The organism is Thermophilibacter gallinarum (genome assembly GCF_014982725.1).
GTDB lineage: Bacteria > Actinomycetota > Coriobacteriia > Coriobacteriales > Atopobiaceae > Thermophilibacter > Thermophilibacter gallinarum.
In genome coordinates, this window is the sequence record NZ_JADCJZ010000002.1 from 236938 (window position 1) to 257086 (window position 20149).

A 20149-nucleotide genomic window follows, 5' to 3' on the forward strand; every position below is an offset into this window, starting at 1 on the left:
ACCAAGCAGCGGCCACCCGTCGCATCGAGTGTGCGCCAGCCGAGAAAAAAGCGCGCCCACGGAGACGTTTTTCTCGGCTGGTGCACACTCGGCGAACATTGGCAAGCGAATACGTCAGCTCTTGTCCTTAAACACCAGCATCCCGCTGTAGTCAGTGTCGCGCGGGCGGCGACGGTCGGGGTCGCGGAAGAAGTCCCCCGCGAGCCGGCGAATCACGGGCGAAAGGGCGATCAGCGCGATGAGATTCGGGATCGCCATGAGGCCGTTGAAGCAGTCGGCGAACTCCCACACCACGTCGAGGTTGGTCACGCAGCCCGCGAACACCATGGCGACGTAGGCGACCTGGTAGACGCGCACGGCCACGCGCTGGGCACGGCTCTTGCGGAAGAGGTACTCGACGCACTTCTCGCCGTAGTAGTACCACGCGATGAGCGTGGCAAACGCAAAGAGCATGAGGCCCACGGTCACGATGTACTGGCCGCCGGGGATGCTCTGCCCAAAGGCCGCCGAGCTCATGGCGCCCTCGGACATCATGGGGTCGGCGTGCCACAGTCCCGAGGTGATGATCACGAGGCCCGTGATCGTGCACATGACGATGGTGTCGAAGAACACCTCGAACGTGCCCCACAGACCCTGGCGGGCGGGGTGGTCGGTGTCGGCTGAGGCGTGCGCGATGGGCGCCGAGCCCATGCCCGCCTCGTGGGTGAACACGCCGCGCGACATGCCCACGCGGCACGCGTACATGACCGTGGCGCCCAAAAATCCGCCCGTGGCCGCCGTGCCGGTGAAGGCGTCGCGGAAGATCTGGGCGATCGCGGCGGGGATCTCGCCGGCGTTGACCACGAGCACCGCCGCGGCGCCGAGCAGGTAGAAGATGGCCGCGAAGGGCACGAGCTTCTCGGTGATCTGAGCGATGCGGGTGATGCCGCCGATGAGGACCAGGCCCGCGAGCAGCGCCACGGCGGCGCCGATGACGGGCAGCGGCACCCCGAAGGTGGCGTTCACGCTGCCGGCGAGCGAGTTGGCCTGCACGCTCGCGCCGATGCCGAAGGACGCCAGGAAGCCGAAGGCGGCGAACAGCATGGCGAGCCAGCCAAGCCCCAGGCCGCGGGAGATGTAGTACATGGGGCCGCCCACGATCTCGCCGCGCTCGTTGCGCGTGCGGTACGCCACCGACAGCGTGACCTCACAGAACTTGATGACCATGCCGGCCAGCGCGGAGAGCCACAGCCAGAAGATCGAGCCCGGGCCGCCCGTGGCCACCGCGAGCGCCACGCCCACGATGTTGCCGGTGCCGAGCGTCGCCGCGAGCGCGGTGCACACCGCCTGGAAGGGCGAGATGGTGCCCTCCCCCGCCTCCGACGGGTCGGGGCGCTGGAAGAGCGTCTTGGTGGTGTAGCGCATGACCACGTTGAAGCGTGAGAACACGACGCCGCGGGTGACGAAGAGCAAAAACACGCCGGTCCCGAGCATCAGCACGACCATGGGGACGCCCCACAGCACGTTGTCGTTCAGGGCAGTGATGGCGGACATGAAGAAGTCAAACATGGAGGGCCTCTCGACGGGGCGCGGGCAGTTTCAGCTACACAAAGGGTAACTTTGCCCTACCCGTGTTTCCGTAGCGTGACGGGAGCGTTGATTGATGGGCAGCGCTTGAAGCGCCGCGTTCTTCTCGGCTGCAAGATTATTCTCCGCAGAATAATTCTCAGCAGAATAATCTTGGCCTCCGCGCCGATAGGCGTTTTACCGCCACTGGCGGTAAAGATTTGGCGGTAAAGTCGCGAGCGTCGCGAACGCCTGGCCCTCGCTGTCCACAAGCGCTTCTTCCAGCAAGCCGTTTTAACGGCGACTATGCCGTTCGCTGTCCCCGACACCCATTGTGCGGACGCGCGACGCAACGATTTGCACCCAAGGCAACTTGTCTACCGGTGACACACGAAACCCGACCGTCTGTCGATAGAGATTCGAACCATATGTCCTTCTCAACTGTCTTGAGCTGGGAACGCAGCTACGTGGAAGACAACTGCAAGACAAGGCCTACCGCCTCCGTGCTAGGGTCTTACCCCTCAATGGAGGCACGGAGGCTTCATGAGGAACTACCTCAAGAGCTTGAACGCGAGCGCGCTACACTTGAAGAGAAAGGAACGACATGGTTGGAGGACTCGTCATGGACGTCTCGTCGGCGCAGGCAGCAGCAAAGAGAGCGGTTGAGATTCTCGTGGAGCTCATCCCTGAGGCCAGATACGCGGCGCTCGAGGGCATCGAGTTGAGCGAGGACGAAACCAGCTGGCGCGTCGTTGTTGGTTACGTCCTCGGAAGCGACCTTCCGGCAACGGCCCTTGCAGGACTCACTACAAGCCCAAAGTCACTGCGCACCTATAAGACGCTCATCCTCGACAGAGCTACGCTCGAGCTCAAGAGGATGGAGCTCTACCATGAGCCGGCGTAAAGTTGCGTCTGGCACCAATATCTTGCAATCGGGGCAAGCCCGCACTCATGAGTGCGGGCTTAGTTGACAGGTTATGGGCAGGAGTGCGGGCCCCTTCTTGGGTTCTGTGCGGGAGTGTCGACTGGAAACGCGGCAGGAGCCGACACTCATGAGTGCCGGCACGTAGAGAGCCGAGAAGAACGAGGGCCCGCCGGGCATGGCAAACCGGCGGGCCTCTGCAAGGGATGTGCGAGGAAGCGGAGCTACTTCTCGCGCGAGTAGTACGTGTGCTTGAGCGGGAGCTCGGTCTGGAGCTCGCCGGTGAGGGCGCGGTAGGCGTTCTGGACCGCAGGCGCGGTGGGGATCGTGGCGATCTCTCCGATGCCCTTGGCGCCGTAGCCCACGTCCAGCAGCTCGTCCTTCTCGACGTAGATGGCGTTGATGTAGGGAATGTCCGGCGCGCGGAAGAGCCCGAGCGTACCGAACTTCACTTGCGGGACGCAATCCTCCAGATCAAAGCGCTCCGTGAGCGCGTAGCCCATGCCCATGAGCACGCCGCCCTCGATCTGGCCCTGGATGGCGATGGGGTTCACCACCTTGCCGGAGTCGTGCGCGGCGTGGACCTCGGTCACGCGGCCGTCGTCATCGAGAATCACGACGTGCGTGGCGTAGCCGTAGGCCACGTGGCTCTTGGGGTTGGGCACGTCCGCGCCGAGCTTGTCGGTCTTCTCGAGGTACTCGTAGGAGAACTCGCGGCCCTCGAGCGCGGCCAGCGCGGCCACGGGGTCGGCCGCGTGGTAGCCGGCGCCCGGGCCCACGTAGGGCGTGCCGTCGGCGTACTCGACCACAAAGCCGTCGCCGTGGGCCACCACGGGCTCGGTGCCGGTCTCGGTCCCCTCCTCCACCGCGAGCATGGCGTCGCGCAGCAGGAACGCCGCGCCGCGCACGGCCTCGCCGGTGATGAGGGTCTGGCGCGACCCGGAGGTGGTTCCGGAGTCGGGCGCGTTCTCGGTGGAGCACTCGCCGTTCACGATGTTGGCGAGCGGAAGTCCGGTGGCCTCGGCGACGTCCTGCAGGAAGACGGTGTTGCAGCCCTGGCCGATGTCGGAGGTGGCGGAGTAGACCACGGCACAGCCGTCCTCCACGCGGATCTTGCAGCGGCCGGCGTCGGGCAGGCCCACGCCCACGCCCGCGTTCTTCATCGCGCACGCGAGGCCGGCGTGGCCGGGGTGCGCCTCGTAGACGTCCTTGACCGCGAGCAGGGTCTCCTTGAGGGCGGTGGAGCGGTCGGCGATCTGGCCGTTGGGCAGGACCTTGCCCGGCTCGATGGCGTTCCTGTACCGGATCTCCCACGGGGAGATGCCCATCTCGTCGGCGAGAAGGTCGATCAGGCTCTCGAGCGCAAACTCGCTCTGGCACACGCCGAAGCCGCGGAACGCGCCGGCGGGCGGGTTGTTGGTGTACCAGCCGTAGCCGCGGATGTCCGTATTCTGGTAGCAGTACGGGCCCACGGAGTGCGTGCAGGCGCGCTCGAGGACCGGGCCGCAGAGGGACGCATAGGCGCCGGTGTCGAAGTTGATCTCGCAGTCCAGGCCCACGAAGGTGCCGTCCTCGTCGCAGCCGAGGGTGAACGTGCCCTCCATGTAGTGGCGCTTGGGGTGGAAGTTGATGGACTCCTGGCGCGTGAGGCGCACCTTGACGGGACGATTCACCGCGAGCGCGGCGAGCGCGGCCAGGTGCTGCACGGAGACGTCCTCCTTGCCGCCAAAGCCGCCGCCCACGAGCATGGTCTCCACGACCACCTTCTCGGGCGTGGCGTCCCAGCCCAGCATGTGGGCGATCTCCTTGCGGGAGTCGTAGGCGCCCTGGTCGGACGAGCACACCTTGACGCCGCCTTTGTACGGGAAGGCGACGGCGCACTCGGGCTCGAGGAAGGCATGCTCGGTGAACGGCGTCTTGAAGGTGCGCGTCACCTTGTGCGCGGCGCCGGCGAGCGCGGCGGCAGCGTCGCCGCGGACCACGTGGCGCTGCTGGCAGATGTTGTTCTCGGGCGTGACCCAGTTGCCAAAGGCGAGGTAGGGCTTGTGGAGCACGGGCGCGTCCTCCGCGCGGGCCTCCTCGATGGAGCGCACGGGCTCGAGCACCTCGTACTCCACCTTGACGGCCTTCTTGGCCTTCTCGAGCGTGGCGGCGTTCTCGGCCACGACGAGCGCGATGGCATCGCCCACGCAGTGGGTGACGTCACCCTCGGCCGTCATGACATCCCAGTCGTAGAGCAGGTGGCCGACGGCGTTCACGGGAACGTCGGCGGCCGTGAGCACGGCGAGGACGCCCGGCATGGCGCGGGCCTTCTCGGCGTCGATCTTGACCACGCGGGCGCGCGGGTACTTGGAGCGCACGGCGCTGGCGTAGGTCAGGTCGGGGAAGTCGCGCTCGTCGATGTCGTCGGGGTACTTGCCGTAGCCGAGCACCTTGCGGCGCACGTCCACGCGGAAGGCGCGCTTGCCCACGCCGTAGTCGTCACCGCGCTCGAGCTCCGGGTCGATGCTCTTCTCGCCCCGCAGGATCGCGGCGGCGAGCAGGATGCCCTCGATGATCTTCTTGTAGCCGGTGCAGCGGCAGACGTTGCCGCGGATGGCCACCTTGACCTGGTCCTCGGTGGGGTCGGGAACCTTGTGGATGAGGGCCGCGCCCGCCATGACCATGCCGGGGATGCAAAATCCGCACTGGACGGCTCCCACGGCGCCGAAGGCGTAGACGAAGGCCTCCTGCTCCTCGTGGGGCAGGCCCTCCACGGTCACGATGCTGCGACCTGCGGCCAGGCGCGTGGTGAGGACGCACGCCTTGGTGGCGCGGTCGTCCACGAGCACGGTGCAGGTGCCGCACGCGCCCTCGGAGCAGCCGTCCTTGACGGAGGTGAGCTTGAGGTCGTCGCGCAGGTAGCGAAGGAGCGGCTTGTCACAAGCGACGACCTGCTCCTCGCCGTTGACGGTAAAGCGGTACTCGGCGGGTGCCTTGACGGCGGTTCCAGCTGCCATGGTCTCCTCCCCTACTGGGCCGGGGCGTAGATGCCCAGCGTGTCGTGGATGACGCCCTTGCGGCACTTGGTGGCGCACATGCCGCACGCGATGCAGAGCGCGTAGTCGATCCGGGCCTGCTTGTCCTCCACGCGCATGGCGCCGGTGGGGCACGCGCGCTCGCAGAGGCGGCAGCCTATGCAGCCCTCGTCGGCGACCCAGATGCGCTTGAGCTCGTCGTCCATGTCTCTCCCCTCGTTGCGTGCAAAGGGGACAGTCACTTTTGCACGCACCCAGATTCCGAACCCGGCGAGTCCATGCGCGGCGTGCAAAAGTGACTGTCCCCTTTGCACGCCGCGGGTTGGCTACTTGGCCAGCAGGTAGGCGTAGTCGTCGCGGACGGCGCAGATGGTGAGGCGCACGTCCTCGGGCAGGCCGCAGGCGGCGTCGTTCACGTCGTAGGTGCCGTCGGAACCGGCCAGGCGCACGCGGAACGTGCCGTCCGGCAGCGCCAGGAAACCGCGGTTCTCGCTCGCGTCCATGTCCTCGGCGCTCCAGAAGAGCGTGAGCTTGTCCTTGTACGGACGGCCGCTCCACGGGCAGAAGACGGCGCAGTTGCCGCACTCGTTGCACATGCCGTCCACGTGGACGACCTGCTGCTGCGCGAGACCCGGCACCTTGATGGCCACGTTCGCGCGGTTGGGGCAGACGTCGCAGCAGACCTCGCAGACGGTGGCGCAGCCCAGGCAGCGGCTGGAGGTGCAGCCGGGCACGTCGAGGCAGATGTCGCCCTTGCGCGCCATGATGGCGTCGAGCTTGTCGGCGCGGACGTTCTGGGCGGCGTAGGCGTTGAAGTCCACGCCGGCCAGGTCGCGGGCAACGGCCTGCGCGTCGGCGATGGCCTCCACGAAGGTGGCCGGACCGCGACGGCAGTCGCCGGCGGCCCAGACGTGGTCCACGCCCGTGGCGGTGCCGGCCGGGCGGCCGCGGCGGTCAACCTCGACCCCCGCGCCCTCGTAGAGCCCGCGCTCGATCTGCTCGCCCACGGCGCAGATCACGGCCGTGGCCGGGACGTCCACGGTGTCGCCCGTGGGCTCGGGGCGGCGGCGTCCGGACTCGTCCGGCTCGCCGAGGCGCATGACCTCGCAGGCCAGCATGCCGTTGGCCACGCCGATCGGGGCGAGAAGCTCGCAGAGCTCCACGCCCTCCTCGAGTGCCAGCTGCAGCTCCTCCTCGTCCGCCGGCATCTCCTTCTTGGTACGGCGGTAGACGATGCGCACGTTCTGCACGCCCTCGGCGCGCTTGGCCACGCGCGCGGCGTCCATGGCGGTGTTGCCGGCGCCCACGATCACGACGTCGGTGCCCAGCTCCATGGGCTCGCCGGCCTTGGCGGCGGCCAGGAACTCCAGGACGTCGATCTCCTCGCCCATCTTGAGGCCCACCTTGCCCGGCGCCCACGCGCCGGTGGCCACCACGACGTCCGTGAAGCCCTCGTCGAGGAGCTGCTGGACGCTCGTGACCTCGCGCCCCATCTGGACCTGCGCGCCAAAGGCGAGGCAGAGGGCCACGTCCTTGTCGATGTCGTCGTGGGAGATACGGAACTCGGGAATGACGTGGCGCGCCACGCCGCCGAGCTTGTCGGTGCGCTCGATTATGGTGACCTTGGCGCCCGCGCGCGTGAGGAAGAACGCGGTCGCCAGGCCCGCCGGACCGCCGCCCACGACCGCCACGTTCTTATCGGCCGCAGAAGCCAGACGAGTTGGACCGGCGGCGCGGAGCTTCTTCACGACCTCGTCGAAGCCGCCGCGCGCGGCTGCCAGCTTGGACTCGCGGATGCGCGCGCCCTCGGGCTCGTAGAAGCTGCGCTCGCACTTGGCGCCGCAGGGGTGCGGGCAGAGGTTGCCGGTGATGTGCGGCAGGGCGTTGCGCTCCACGATGATACGCAGGGCCTCGGCGAACTTGCCCTCGTCCACGCGGGAGAGATAGGCCGGGATGTCCTGCTGGATGGGGCAGCCGGAGCGGCACGGCGCCGTGAAGCAGCTCATGAGCGGGAGCTCGGCGTCGATCTTGTGCGGCTTGGCCGGCTTGATGGGCTTCTGGTAGTCCTTGCCGGACGCCACGCGGGCGGCGAGCTCGGTCACGGCGTCAACGTCCACGACCTCGGCGCGCGGCGCGCCGGCGAGAAGACCGGCGATCTGGAAGAAGCGCTCGTAGCCGCCGGGCTTGAGGACGTTGGTGGCCATGGTGATCGGCCAGATGCCGGCCGCGTAGAGCTCACGGATGTTGCGGGCGTCGGCGCCGCCGGAGTAGGAGATGCGCAGCTTGCCGTCAAACTGGCGGGCGATGCGGCGCGCCAGCTCGATGGTGAGCGGGAAGAGCGAGCGGCCGGACATGTACATCTCCTCGCTCGGCAGCTCGCCGCGGGTCACGTCCACCGGGAACGTGTTGGTGAGCTTGACGCCAAACGCGAGGCCCTTCTCGGCGCAGAGCTTGATGAGGCGCTCGAACATGGGCACGGCATCGACCCACTGCAGGTCCTCGCGGAAGTGCGTGTCGTCGAAGACGATGTAGTCAAAGCCGAGCTCGTTCAGGCGCTCGCGCGCGAAGTCGTAGCCCAGGAGCGTAGGATTGCACTTGATGTAGGTGTTCACGCCCTTCTCGGTGATGAGGTAGGTGGCAATGCGCTCGATCTCGTCGGGCGGGCAGCCGTGGAGCGTGGACTCGGTGACAGAGTTGGAGACCTGCGGGGAGACGGTGTTGACGAAGTCGGCGTCGACGTTGTCAAAGCGGTCGAGGTTGGCGAGGGCCCAGTCGCGGCACTCGGCCCAGACCTCGGTGCCGGAGGCGTCCTTCATGCCCTCGATGTACTTGTCGACCTTCTCGGACTTGATGCCCTCGAGGCTGTAGCCCACGGACATGTTGAAGACGAAGCCGTCCGGGTCCCCCAGGCCGTACTCGCGGGCGATGAGCTTGCACGCCCACCAGGCCTTGACGTACTCGGCGAAGGCGTCGGGCACCGTGAGCTCGGTAGACCACTCGCAGTTGTAGCACTCGTCCTCGGCCACGATGCAGGGCTTGTTCACGCAGGCGGAGAGCTCCTCGCCGTCCATGACCTGCACGGTCTTGAGCTCGAAGAAGCGCGAGCCCGCCACGTAGGAAGCGATGATGTTCTGCGCGAGCTGGGTGTTGGGGCCGGCGGCCGGGCCAAAGGGGGTCTCGATCTTCTCGGCAAAGATCGCCTCGGCGCCGCCCTCGTGGACGTAGGCCTTGCGCACGCCGAAGATGGCGCCTTGGGTCTCGTGCTCGGTCAGGACCCAGTCCATGACCTGCGCGAACGGAATCGGCCTCATGACGTCGCTCATTGTTGCTCCTCTCCGTGATCCAAAAGGGGACAGACCCCTTTTGGATCATGTGGCCCGCCGGCGAGACCGCGCGCCGGCGAAAGGTGACGGTCGGCCCCGCGGAGGCCGAGTGGGGCCGGGCGCCCCTCGCGCCCGACCAACGGTTCCTAGTACGTGCGCTCGTTCAGGGTGCCCCAGAGCAGCTTGCTCTGCTCGAGGGTCCAGGCGTTGATGCGCTCCTCGTCAAAGGCCACGAACTCGCGGTCCTTGTAGAGCACCTTGCCGTTGACGATCGTGGTGCGGCAGTTCTTGCCCATCATGCCGAAGAGCATGTGGCCGTCGATGTTCTCGTCTGAGAACGGCGTGAAGACCGGGTAGTCCATCACGATGACGTCGGCCGCGGCACCGGGCGCCAGCACGCCGACCTCGCGCCCGAAGTAGGCGCTCGCCATGGCGGGGTTGTTCTGGAAGAGCATCGTCATGGCCTCGACCCAGCCCACGTTGGGCATGGCCGCGTTGTGGCGCTGGATGATGAGGAAGACCTTGAGGCTCTCGAGCATGTCGTGCGTGTAGGCGTCCGTGCCCATGTGCACCGGAATGCCGCGGCGGAAGAACTCCAGCACCGGCGCGCAGCCCACGGCGTTGCCCATGTTGGACTCGGGGTTGTTGACGATGTGGGTGCCGGTCTCCTTGATGATGTCCATCTCGGCAGGCGTGACGTGGATGCAGTGGCCGAGCATGGTGCGCGGGCCCAGGAGGTCGTGCTGCAGCAGGCGCTCGATCGGCGAGATGCCGCCGCGGTTGAGGCGGCTGTCCCAGACGTCGTTCATGCCCTCACAGACGTGGATGTGGAAGCCGGTGAGGCCGTCGTTGGCCTCGGCCATCTTGTCCATCGTCTCGTCGGAGAGCGTGAAGGTGGCGTGCCCGCCGAACATCGCGGCGATCATGCCGGAGTCCTGCTTGGCCGCCCACTGCGCGAACTCGGCGTTCTCGGCGATGGACTGGTCGCGCTTCTCGTCGCCGCGGCGGTCGGAGGTCTCGTAGCACAGGCACGCGCGGATGCCCGTCTCCTCGCAGACGTCCTTGATGGCGAAGAGGGAGCCGGGGATCTCGCAGAAGCTTGCGTGGTGGTCGAAGATCGTGGTCACGCCGTCGCGCAGGCTGTCGAGCACGGTGGCATAGGCGCTCGCGCGGGTGCCGTCGAGCGTGAGGTTGTCGTCGATCTTCCACCACTGCTGCTCGAGGTTCTCGAGGAAGTTGGTGGGGTTGCAGCCCTTGATGGCAAGGCCGCGGGCCAGGCCGGAGTAGATGTGGGTGTGGCAGTTCACCAGGCCCGGCATGATGACGCCGCCGTGGGCGTCCACGACCTCGGCCTCGGGGTACTTCTCGGCCAGGGCGGTGGCGTTACCGACCTCGGCGATCTTCTCGCCATCGATGGCAACGGCGCCGTTCTCGAGGTAGGCGTTGTCAGCGTCGCGCGTGATGACGCGACCATTGGTGACGAGCAGCATTTCGTCTCCTATCTATCTGGCGAGAAGATCGGTCTTCTCGCCCCTCTTTCCTGCGGAATGATTCAAAAGGGGTCTGTCCCCTTTTGAATCACTTTTCGGGCTTGGGGAGGATCAGGTTGAGGATGATCGCCATAATGGCGGCCGGGGTGATGGCGTTGGAGCCGATGACGGTGGTCACCCAGCTCGGCATGCCCTCGCCCGCGAGGCAGCCCGACGCCATCCAGATGCCCAGGCCAAAGACCACCGAGGTGCCCACGATCGTGGTGACGCGCGGGGTGAGGCCGTCCTTGGTGAACATGCGGACGCCGTTCATGGTGATGGTGCCGAAGACGCCCACCGTGGCGCCGCCGATGACCGGCTGCGGGATGGCCGTGAGCAGCGCGGAGAGCTGCGGCAGCAGGCCCGCCGCGGCGAAGACCGCCGCCACGGTCACGAAGACCCACTTGTTGACGACCTTGTTGGAGCAGATGATGCCCACGTTCTGGCCAAGCGCGGAGGTGGGCAGGCCGCCGATGAAGGCGGAGACGAGCGAGGTGGCGCCCTGGGAGACGATGGCGCCGGAGAGCTCGCGCTCGTCGGGCATGCGGTCCATGGCGCCGAGGCAGGCCGCGGAGACGTCGCCGATGACCTGGATGGCGACCATCGGGTAGACCACGGCGAGCGTAATGCAGACCTCGGGGTGGAACTCGATGGCGTAGGGCATGATCTTGGGGAACGCGAAGACGCCGGCGGAGCCCACGGCGGAGAAGTCGAGCATGCCGAAGGGCGCGGACACGATGATGCCGGCGATCATGCCGAAGAAGACGCTGCCGAGCTTGAGGGTGCCCTTGGCGAAGTTGTTGAGGCCAAAGACCACGGCGAACGTGACGAGCGCCACGCACCAGGCCTGCGGGGTGCCCCAGAGCGCGGTGCCCTCGCCGCCGGCCATGTACTTGATGGCCGTCGGGTAGAGCGAGACGCCGATCGTGAAGATCACCGTGCCGGTGACGACCGGCGGGAAGAACGCCTTGAGCTTGCCGTAGAAGATGCCGAAGAGGATCGCCGCGATGCCGCCCACGATCTCGCCGCCGAGAAGGGCGCCGAAGGAGAACGTGGCGCCCATGGCCTGCAGCGCGGGCAGGAACGCGAACGACACGCCCATGACGATGGGCAGGTTGCCGCCGATGCGGCGGAACGGCGCAAAGGCCTGCAGCGCCGTGTCGATGGCGGAGAGGATCAGCGCGACCTGGATGATGTCGGTCTTCTGCTGAGCGGTGAAGTCAAAGGTGGCCGCGATGAGGATCGCCGGCGTGATGATGCCGGCGAAGGACGCCAGCACGTGCTGGAGCGCGCAGGGCAGCATCTCGCCGATGGGCGGCATCCCCTCGCGCTGGAACAGGATCGCGGAGGACCCCTTCTCCTCCGCCGCTTGCGTGTTAGCCATGCTCGTCCTCTCCACGATGCTCCGACTGTGTTTCGATGGTATTACGTGCGCGCACTGACAATTTGTCTGGTTCTATGAAATTCTGTTAGACGGTCGGTTGCGGGGCGCGAACGGTACGGGAAATGCCCCGCTTCCAAAATAATTTCGTTGTCCTCAGATGGCTATAACGCCACGTCAGAGGGTTCTTCTCGCCCGGCGCGCCCGCCGGGGCCCGGAAGACGGACCAAACAAAAAGTTTGGCAGGTCCACCATTTCGGGTACCATCTCTCTCGTTCACACGAAGCGAGGAGAACGCCATGACCGAGGCCCAGCTCGACTTCTACAAGCGGCTCGCCCACGCGCTCGCGCTGCAGTTCGGCAGCGGGTGCGAGGTCGTCGTCCACGACCTGGAGGCGGCCGACCCCAGCCACTCCATCGTCGCCATCGAGAACGGCCACGTCACGGGCCGCAAGCTCGGCGACGGGCCGAGTCACGTGGTGCTCGAGGCGCTGCACGCCGGCGAGGAGCGGCTCGAGGACCGGCTGGCCTACCTCACCAAGACCGCGGACGGCAAGATCCTCAAGTCCTCGACCGTCTTCATCCGCGACGACCACGGCCGTACGGTGGGCATCTTCGCCGTCAACTACGACATCACGATCCTGCGCGCCATGGGCGACACCATCGCCGAGGTCGTGGGCACGGGCCCGAGCGCCCCGCGCGAGCCGGAGCCGATCGTGCGCAGCGTGGCCGACCTCCTGGACGACCTCATCGAGCAGAGCGTCCAGCTCGTGGGTACGCCGGTGGCGCTCATGACCAAGGAGGAGAAGGTCCGCGCGATCCGCTACCTCAACGACACGGGCGCGTTCCTCATCACCAAGAGCGGCCCCAAGGTCTGCAAGTACTTCGGCATCTCCAAGTACACCCTCTACAACTACCTCGACGAGGCGCGCGCCGCCGACGAGCAGGACGAGCGGGAGTAGCGTGGCGGACGGAGTGACAGGCCTGCCGCGACGCGTGGCGCTCGTGGCCGTCGACGCCGCGGACGCCGTGGACTGCCTGCTCTCGGACTTCGCCGAGGCGCTGCCCGTCTACGCCCGCCTGTCGGGCATGGACGCGCCCGAGCTCGTGCGCGCGGACGGCGCCGACATGCCGGGTGACTGCGACACGGTGCTTCTCGGCACCCTGTTCGACGCGCGCGGCGGCAACGGGCGGCTCGCGGACGCGCTGCGCCCGTGCGCGCCCGGGACCCGCGTCTACGCGCTCGGCGCCACCGACGCGCGCGACCCCGGATGCGCCGGGCCCGCCCTGGACGCCCTCGCGGGCCTCTGCGAGGAGCTGGGGCTGAGCTGGATGGGCGGGGTTGTCGTCGGGCGCGCCGCGCTCTTCCCGCGCGTCATGGGCTGCCCGCGCATGGGCTGGGCGCGTCGCCCCGCCTCCGAGGCCGTCGACCGCCTCATCGCCGCCGTGCGCTCCGGCCTGCCGGCGGACGAGGAGCTCGTGCGGCCGTCGCCGTGGGCGCGCGTGCTGGCGCTCGTGCGCTAGGCGAAGACCACGCGCAGCACCGTCCCGATCACCACCAGGACCAGCAGCGCGGCGCCGAAGTTGCGCAGCGCGATCGGGTTGACCACGCCCTGCGCCTCGTTGGCGTTGAGGTTCTCGCACCAGGTCCTCTCGCCGCACGCGGGGCAGTCGAAGCGCTTGGCGACGTAGTGGTAGTGCGGCTCGCTCACGAGCGCGACGCCCTTCACGCGCGTCCGCGTGGTCGAGCGGGAGCGCCGCATCTTGCTCCGCGCGAACTCGCGCGGGGAGAGGTCGAACTCGTGGCCGCAGCCCTCGCAGCGCATGCGGTAGCGCAGGCCCGACGCCTCGACCTGGGCGAGCGTCCGGCGCCACGCCACCACGAACAGCGCGACCATGAGGACGACGCACGCCAGAACGGCGAGAAGCGCGACGACGATCGTAGCGGGCATGACGCGACCCCCTATCGCGAGAAGAGCTTGCAGGCGTTGTTCCACAGCGCCTCGTAGGTGGACTGGCGGCCGCCGCGGCCGCCGGCCTCGCGCACGTCGGCCACGCACGCGGCGGTGAACGAGACCATGGCCGGCTCGCACTCCTGGCCGCGCAGCGGCACCGGCGCCATGTAGGGGCTGTCGGTCTCTGTGAGCAGATAGCGCTCGGGGCAGTAGGTGGCCGCCTCGCGGATCTCGTCGGAACGGGAGAACGTGACGGCGCCGCCGAAGGCGACGTGGCAGCCCAGGCGCGTGAAGTCCTCCATCACCCTGATGTCCGAGGTGAAGCAGTGCAGGTCGCAGCCGCGCGCGGGCACGCCCTCCTCGCGCAGGATGCGGGCGGCGAGGCGGTGGGCGTTGACGCGCACATCACCGGCCGCGTCGCGGATGTGGAGCTGGACGGGCAGGTCGAGCTCGTGCGCGAGGCGCAGCTGGAGGCGCAGCGCCGCCTCCTGGGGCTCGGCCGGGACCTTGTTGTAGGGGCCGTAGTCCAGGCCGAACTCGCCCACGCCCACGGCGCGGGGGCTGGCGAGGAGCTCGCGCAGGCGCTCGACCGCGGCGTCGTCCACCTGGGCCGAGCCGTAGGGGTGCACGCCGGCGACGATACGGATGTTGTCCAGCAGGTCGGGCACGTCCCAGCCCTCGAACTCCGGCGGGGTGAGGCTCATGCCGCGCGCCTCGGCCAGGCAGACGCGCGCGAGGTCGATCTGGCCCTCGAGCCAGCCGAGGAAGGCGGCCACGCTCGGCCACTTGCGGGGGACGTCGCTCACCGGGTCCACGGGGATGACGAGCAGGCGCACGCCCGCGAGCGCGGCGCGCACGAGCGCCATGGCCGGGTCGTGGGCGCGGAAGCTCGTGAGGTGGCCGTGGGTGTCCGCGAGCGGGGCCAGCGGGCGGGGCCAGTCGCAGGGCGCGCCCTTCTGGTCGTGGAAGAGCTCGCGGTCGGCGAGCATGAGGTGGTCGAGGGAGATCTGTTCGGACATCGGCTCTCCTTGGGTGCGGGGGTCAGGGTCGGTCGCCCAGGGCCTCGGCGAGGCGCACGAAGTCGGCGGGCGAAAGGGTCTCGGCGCGGCAGGTGGGCGCGATGCCGCAGGCGGCGAAGGCGTCGTCGAGAGCACCCTTCTCGTAGCCGGAGGCGGCCATGGAGTTGCGGATGGTCTTGCGGCGCTGCGCGAACGCGGCGTCGATCACGGCGGACACCTCGGCCACGCGCGCGGCGTCCACGAGCGGCGCGCGGTCGATGCGCACGACGGCGGAGTCCACGTGCGGGGGCGGCATGAAGTTGCCCGGCCCCACCTCGAAGCGCCCGGTCACGCGGGCGAGAAGCGCGAGCTTGGCCGTGTAGGCGCCGTAGGTGCGGTTGCCGGGGTCGGCGCAGATGCGGTCGGCCACCTCGGCCTGCACCATCACCACGAGGCGGCGCAGGCTCGGCATGCGCTGGAGGTAGGCGAGGATGATCGTGGCGGCCACGTTGTAGGGCAGGTTGGCGACAAGGACGTCGGGCTCACCGCCCGCGGCCTCCGCGATCTGCTCCGGCGTCACGCGCAGCGCGTCGCCCATGATGAACGAGAAGTTCGGGTGCGCCGCCGCGTGCGCGGAGAGCACGGGCTCGAGCTCGCGGTCCATCTCGACGGAGACCACGTGCCCCGCCTCGGCGAGAAGCGCCAGCGTGAGCGTGCCGATGCCGGGGCCCACCTCGAGCACGCGGTCCTTCTCGCCAAGCTCGGCCAGGTCCGTGATCTTCTCGATCACGTGGTTGTTGACCAGGAAGTTCTGGCCCAGGCTGTGCTTGGTCGCGAGACCGTACGCCTCGAGAAGGGCGCGGGTGGCACCGGGGTTTGCCAGAGGGGAACCCGTCACGCTCGCCTACTTCTTGGTGTCCAGGCGCGGGAAGAGCGCGTCGCCCTTGGTCACGGGGACGCCACCCGCGAGGCCGCCCCAGGCGCAGGCGCCGGCGAGGTCGTCCGTGGCGGCCTCGGCCTCGAGGCTCATGCGGCGCAGGACCTCGGCCGAGGTCTCGGGCATGAACGGCGCGAGCAGGTGCGCGCAGATGCGGATGGACTCGAGCAGGTCGCGGATGATGTCGGCGAGCTCGCCGGCGCGCTCCGGGTCCTTGGCCACGGCCCAGGGCGCGGAGTCCTCGATGTAGTGGTTGGCGGCGTGGACGAGCTCCATGACGACGTCCTTGGCGCCCACGTAGTCGAAGGCGGCCATGCGCTCGAAGTAGCGGTCGTAGATGCCGGCGGCGACGCCCCTGAGCACGCCGTCCTTCTCGGCCCAGCCGTCCGGCGTCTCCGGCGTCCTGCCGTCGAAGTACTTGGCGCTCATGTTGAGGGCGCGCGAGACCAGGTTGCCCCAGCTGTTGGCGAGGTCGGCGTTGTAGACCTGCTCCATGCGCTCGAAGGAGATCGCGGAGTCCTCGCCGTGGATGACGTCGGTCATGAAGTAGTAGCGGTAGCCCTCGACGCCGAGCAGCTCGATGACGTCGCGCGGGGCGATCGCGTTGCCGCGGGACTTGGACATCTTCTCGGCCTTGCCCGTCTCGGCGTTGCGCACCGTGAGGAAGCCGTGCACGAAGACGTGCTCGGGCAGGGCCTCGTCGATGGCCATGAGCATGGCGGGCCACAGGATGCAGTGGAAGCGGATGATGTCCTTGCCGATGAGGTGGCACTGGGCGGGCCAGCGGCGCGCGAGCTCGGCGCGGGAGTCGGGGTCGTCCAGGCTGTAGCCCACGGCGGTCATGTAGTTGAGCAGCGCGTCAAACCACACGTAGGTGACGTGCTTGTCGTCGAAGGGCACCTTGATGCCCCAGTCGAAGGTCGTGCGGGAGACCGAGGTGTCCGTGAGGCCGCCCTCGACGAAGCTGCGAACCTCGTTCATGCGGAAGTCGGGCTGCACGAAGTCGGGGTGCTCGTCGTAGAGCTTGAGCAGGCGGTCCTGGAAGGCGGAGAGCTTGAAGAAGTAGGACTCCTCCTGGACGCGCTCGAGCGGGCGTCCGCAGTCCGGGCAGAGGTGCTCGCCCTTCGTGCCGCGCTCCTCGTCGGCCTTCTCGACCTGGGTCTCGGTGAAGTAGGTCTCCTCGGGCACGCAGTACCAGCCGTCGTAGGAGCCCTTGTAGAGATAGCCGGACTCGAGCATGCGGTCCCAGAGGTACTGGACCGCGTGGTTCTGGCGGGGCTCGGTGGTGCGGATGAAGTCGTCGTTGGAGACCTCGAGCTCGCGCCAGAGGTCCTGGAAGAGCGGGGCCTGGGAGTCGCACCACTCCTGCGGGGTCATGCCGTGCTCGGCGGCGGCCTCGGCGACCTTCTCGCCGTGCTCGTCCATGCCGGTCAGGAACTTGACGTCGTAGCCGGCCGCGCGACGGAAGCGCGCCTGGACGTCGGCGAGCAGCGTGCAGTACGCGGTGCCCAGGTGCGGGGCGGCGTTGACGTAGTAGATCGGGGTGGTGACGAAGTAGGACGGCTTCTCTGCCATTGTGCGACTCCTCATGACGGATCTTGGCATGCGGGGTCGATTGTACTCTTTTGTAGTGCGCGTTAGGAATCGGCGCGCGTCCCCGTTCTTCTCGCCGTTTTGACGGGGACAGGCGCCGATTCCTAACGCGGAAACGTTTCTGCACAGGGACGCGCCCGATTTTCTAACCCGCACAACGCGCGGCGAGAAGGACGGGCGGCTAGCGGGCCGCCGCCGCGACGACGGCGTCGTAGACCTCCGCGCGCGGCAGCGAGAAGGACTTTGCGAGCCGCTTGGCCAGCGCGCTCTTGGGCTCGCCCGCGGCGAGGCCGGCGGCGATCTCCTCCTCGAGCGTGCACTCGGGGCCGGCGGCCTCCGCGCGGCGCGCCGCGAGCTCATCGGCATCAGGCGCCGCGATCACGACCACGCACTCGCCGCGCACCTCCTCGCGGGCGGCGACGACCGCCGCGAGCTCGGGGGCGAGGCCGCGTACGACCTCCTCGTGGAGCTTCGTGAGCTCCCGCACGAGCGCCACACGGCGCCCCGGGAAGACCTCGGCCACGTTGGCGAGGGTCTCGGCCACGCGGCGCGGGCTCTCGTATATCACCAGGGTCCCGGGGATCGCAGCGAGCTCCGCGAGGCGCGCGAGCTGGGCGCCGCGCCTGCGCGGCAGGAACCCCTCGAAGAAGAAGTGGTCGCTCGCCAGGCCAGACGCCACGAGCGCGCAGGTCACCGCGCTCGGACCCGGCACCACCTCGACGCGCTCGCCGGCGTCGAGCGCGGCGTCCACGAGCCGCTGGCCCGGGTCGGAGACGCCCGGCATGCCCGCGTCGGAGACGAACGCCACGCGCTCCCCCGCCGCGAGGCGCCCGAGCACCTGGTCGATCTTCTCGGCCATGACGTTCTCGTCGCAGCGCTCCAGGCGGACGCGCAGGCCGAAGGCGCTCATGAGGCGGCCCGTCACGCGCGTGTCCTCGCAGAGCACGACGTCGGCCTCGCCGAGCACCCGCCGCACGCGCGGGGAGGCGTCCTCGAGGTTGCCTATGGGCGTTCCGACGACGCTGAGAAGACCCGCCATCAGACGATCATCCCGCGCTCGAAGGTGGCGAGCGCCACGCGGGCGTCCCACGCGGCGAGCTTGCCCGAGGTCTTCCAGGTGTTGAAGAACCACGCGGGGCACTTCTCGTAGGCGTGGAGCTGCTCGGAGGTGTAGACGCGCTCGAGCGCGATGCGCCCCTCGGGCGTCATCTGCGAGTCCGCGACCGGAAGGGAGGACGACCACTTGCCCACCATGACCGGCATGTCCGCGCGGCGCGCCTCGCGCAGGCGCCCCTCGAGCGCGCGCACCAGGCGCCGCACGCCCGCCGGGCCGGAGACGTCCACGTGCGCGGCGGGGCGGTCCAGGTGGCAGTCGAGCCAGACGTTGCGGTAGTGGCGCTGCGCCATGAAGCGGCCCCAGCCGCGCGCGACGCCGCCGTCCGGCATGATGACCACGACGTCCTCGCCGGCGGCGCTGCGCACCAGCTCGTAGGCCTCGCGGTAGTAGTTGCGCAGGCGGTGCACGGGGACGCCGTCGGTGAGCGCGAGGCCGCGGCGCACCTGCAGGACCGGCTCGTCGGCGAGCTCCAGCCCGAAGAAGCCCGTGCGGTGGGCGTAGCGCTTGGCCAGCGCGTAGACGACCTCGAGGATCTCGTCGCGGGTGACGTGGCAGTCGGCGTTGTCCGGCGCGATGCCGTTGTCGGAGTGGGGGCCGCCCGGGCTCATGGCCAGTGCGAAGACCACCTTGAGGCCGATCTCCTCGGCCCACTCCAGCGCCTCGTCCACGAGCTCGGCACAGCCCACGTACGGGCCGGGCTCCGGGCCCTCGTCGCCGTAGACGTACCAGGGGACGGGGATGCGCACGGCGTTGAAGCCGCGCGCGGCGATGCGGGCGAAGTCCTCGCGCGTGACGAAGGTGGCCCGGTGGTTGCGCACGTAGTCGGCGTAGCGACGACGGCCGAGCGCCGTGACGAGCGCCTCCTCGTCGAGCGCGCCGGCCTCGGCGAAGAGCTCCGGCGTGACCCAGGACTCGAGCGTCAGCCAGCCCGTCAGGTTGACCCCGTGCAGGGTGTTGTTTCCCATGACCCACCTCCGATCGCTCGCCCTAAGGCCAGTATAGCCACGCGCGCGGACGTTATTCCCGGCGCGCGCGTGACGTTTTGGACAGGTTCGCGAGCGGGGGGGTCGAAGACCCGCCCGCCGCAGGAGCGGTGGCTAGTCCGCGAGGTAGGTCGCGCAGTTGAGCGGGGTCTCGTAGACGTCGACCTGCGCGCAGGGCAGGCCGCGGTCGCGCAGGCGGCCGCAGATGTGGCGGGCGAGGTTCTCGGCAGTGGTGCGGAAGGGCAGCACGGTGAGGCTGAAGCCCTCGGCCTCGAGCGCGGCCACCGTGGCCGGCGCGAGCGTGCCCTCCTCCACGAGGAACGTGTGGTCGAGCGCATCGCACTCCTCGCGTACCGCGCGCTTGAACGCGCCGAAGTCCATCACCATGTCGCGTTCCGTGCCTGCCGCGCCCAGCGCGTCCGTGCGCAGGTAGGCGACGACGCGCCAGCGGTGGCCGTGGAGGTTCTCGCACTTGCCGTGGTAGTCGGCCAGGAAGTGCGCGGAGTCGAAGTGCCACTCGGTCTTGAGCCCGTACATGGGGTTCCTTTCTGCGACGCCCGGCGGGGCGGTCATTTGGCCGGCAATGCAGAGTCGTCGATTTCCGGCTCTTCTCGATTGTGCATGCTCGAGGCAGTGCATAAGAATGCATTACCGAGGATTCATAGTCAAAACGCGAGCGGACGGACGGAAACGCGCGCTTTTGTATGCCGAGAAGAACGCAGGGTCGCACTTTACCGGTAATCGATGATGCTGCGTGCCGCACGTCCGAGGGGGTGTCAGAAAAGACGGGGTTTGTGCTCACGGGGGCTTCGCTTGCTGAGAGGCCGGCTTCTGTCAGAAATCGGCGGT

At 68.6% G+C, this 20149-nt stretch carries 16 protein-coding genes; 3 read left to right on the forward strand and 13 right to left on the reverse strand.

Annotated elements, in window-relative coordinates:
* Positions 1-114: 114 nt before the first annotated feature.
* Positions 115-1548 carry an alanine/glycine:cation symporter family protein gene (locus INF26_RS04990; RefSeq protein WP_226371895.1) on the reverse strand — a complete coding sequence of 478 codons (1434 nt, stop codon included), beginning with the start codon at positions 1546-1548 and terminating at the stop codon, positions 115-117.
* A 601-nt stretch (positions 1549-2149) separates the two neighbouring features.
* Between INF26_RS04990 and INF26_RS04995 the strand changes: the two genes are divergently transcribed.
* Entirely contained in the window at positions 2150-2449 is a 300-nt protein-coding gene (locus INF26_RS04995; RefSeq protein WP_193529632.1) for a hypothetical protein, read from the forward strand.
* Between the two features lie 242 nt (positions 2450-2691).
* Here the strand turns inward: INF26_RS04995 and xdh are convergent, their stop codons facing one another.
* From xdh to INF26_RS05020, 5 genes are all read right to left on the reverse strand, one after another.
* A complete protein-coding gene (xdh, locus tag INF26_RS05000; protein ID WP_193529633.1) occupies positions 2692-5466 on the reverse strand; it encodes a selenium-dependent xanthine dehydrogenase in 2775 nt (924 codons plus the stop codon).
* Between the two features lie 11 nt (positions 5467-5477).
* Positions 5478-5690 (reverse strand): 4Fe-4S binding protein, encoded by a 213-nt coding sequence (locus tag INF26_RS05005; protein WP_193529634.1) that lies wholly within the window; start codon positions 5688-5690, stop codon positions 5478-5480.
* A 120-nt stretch (positions 5691-5810) separates the two neighbouring features.
* A complete protein-coding gene (gene ygfK / locus INF26_RS05010) occupies positions 5811-8807 on the reverse strand; it encodes a putative selenate reductase subunit YgfK (RefSeq protein WP_193529635.1) in 2997 nt (998 codons plus the stop codon).
* Between the two features lie 146 nt (positions 8808-8953).
* Positions 8954-10297, reverse strand: a complete 1344-nt coding sequence (ssnA, locus tag INF26_RS05015) for a putative aminohydrolase SsnA (protein ID WP_193529636.1) — start codon at positions 10295-10297, stop codon at positions 8954-8956.
* A gap of 88 nt (positions 10298-10385) precedes the next feature.
* Positions 10386-11720 (reverse strand): uracil-xanthine permease family protein, encoded by a 1335-nt coding sequence (locus INF26_RS05020; RefSeq protein WP_193529637.1) that lies wholly within the window; start codon positions 11718-11720, stop codon positions 10386-10388.
* 296 nt (positions 11721-12016) lie between these two features.
* On the opposite strand from INF26_RS05020, the gene INF26_RS05025 reads away from it, so the two are divergent.
* Positions 12017-12679, forward strand: coding sequence for a helix-turn-helix transcriptional regulator (locus INF26_RS05025; protein WP_193529638.1), 663 nt, complete (start codon positions 12017-12019; stop codon positions 12677-12679).
* Between the two features lies 1 nt (position 12680).
* On the forward strand, positions 12681-13241 hold the full coding sequence (locus INF26_RS05030; RefSeq protein ID WP_193529639.1) for a hypothetical protein: 561 nt from the start codon (positions 12681-12683) through the stop codon (positions 13239-13241).
* On the opposite strand, the gene INF26_RS05035 is transcribed toward INF26_RS05030, so the two are convergent.
* The 7 genes from INF26_RS05035 to INF26_RS05065 form a co-directional block, all read right to left on the reverse strand.
* Positions 13238-13669 carry a hypothetical protein gene (locus INF26_RS05035; protein WP_193529640.1) on the reverse strand — a complete coding sequence of 144 codons (432 nt, stop codon included), beginning with the start codon at positions 13667-13669 and terminating at the stop codon, positions 13238-13240. The genes INF26_RS05030 and INF26_RS05035 overlap by 4 nt on opposite strands.
* 11 nt (positions 13670-13680) lie before the next feature.
* On the reverse strand, positions 13681-14691 hold the full coding sequence (locus INF26_RS05040; protein ID WP_193529641.1) for a TatD family hydrolase: 1011 nt from the start codon (positions 14689-14691) through the stop codon (positions 13681-13683).
* Positions 14692-14713: 22 nt separating this feature from the next.
* Positions 14714-15568 carry a 16S rRNA (adenine(1518)-N(6)/adenine(1519)-N(6))-dimethyltransferase RsmA gene (rsmA, locus tag INF26_RS05045; RefSeq protein ID WP_193529642.1) on the reverse strand — a complete coding sequence of 285 codons (855 nt, stop codon included), beginning with the start codon at positions 15566-15568 and terminating at the stop codon, positions 14714-14716.
* A gap of 6 nt (positions 15569-15574) precedes the next feature.
* Positions 15575-17182, reverse strand: a complete 1608-nt coding sequence (metG, locus tag INF26_RS05050) for a methionine--tRNA ligase (RefSeq protein ID WP_193529643.1) — start codon at positions 17180-17182, stop codon at positions 15575-15577.
* Positions 17183-17381: 199 nt separating this feature from the next.
* Positions 17382-18239 (reverse strand): 16S rRNA (cytidine(1402)-2'-O)-methyltransferase, encoded by an 858-nt coding sequence (rsmI, locus tag INF26_RS05055; protein ID WP_193529644.1) that lies wholly within the window; start codon positions 18237-18239, stop codon positions 17382-17384.
* The gene (locus tag INF26_RS05060) at positions 18239-19282 is read right to left on the reverse strand and encodes a glycoside hydrolase family 5 protein (protein WP_193529645.1); all 1044 of its coding nucleotides are present in this window, start codon (positions 19280-19282) and stop codon (positions 18239-18241) included. Before INF26_RS05060 ends, rsmI begins: the two co-directional genes overlap by 1 nt.
* 132 nt (positions 19283-19414) lie before the next feature.
* The gene (locus INF26_RS05065; RefSeq protein WP_193529646.1) at positions 19415-19837 is read right to left on the reverse strand and encodes a 6-pyruvoyl trahydropterin synthase family protein; all 423 of its coding nucleotides are present in this window, start codon (positions 19835-19837) and stop codon (positions 19415-19417) included.
* Positions 19838-20149: the final 312 nt, after the last annotated feature.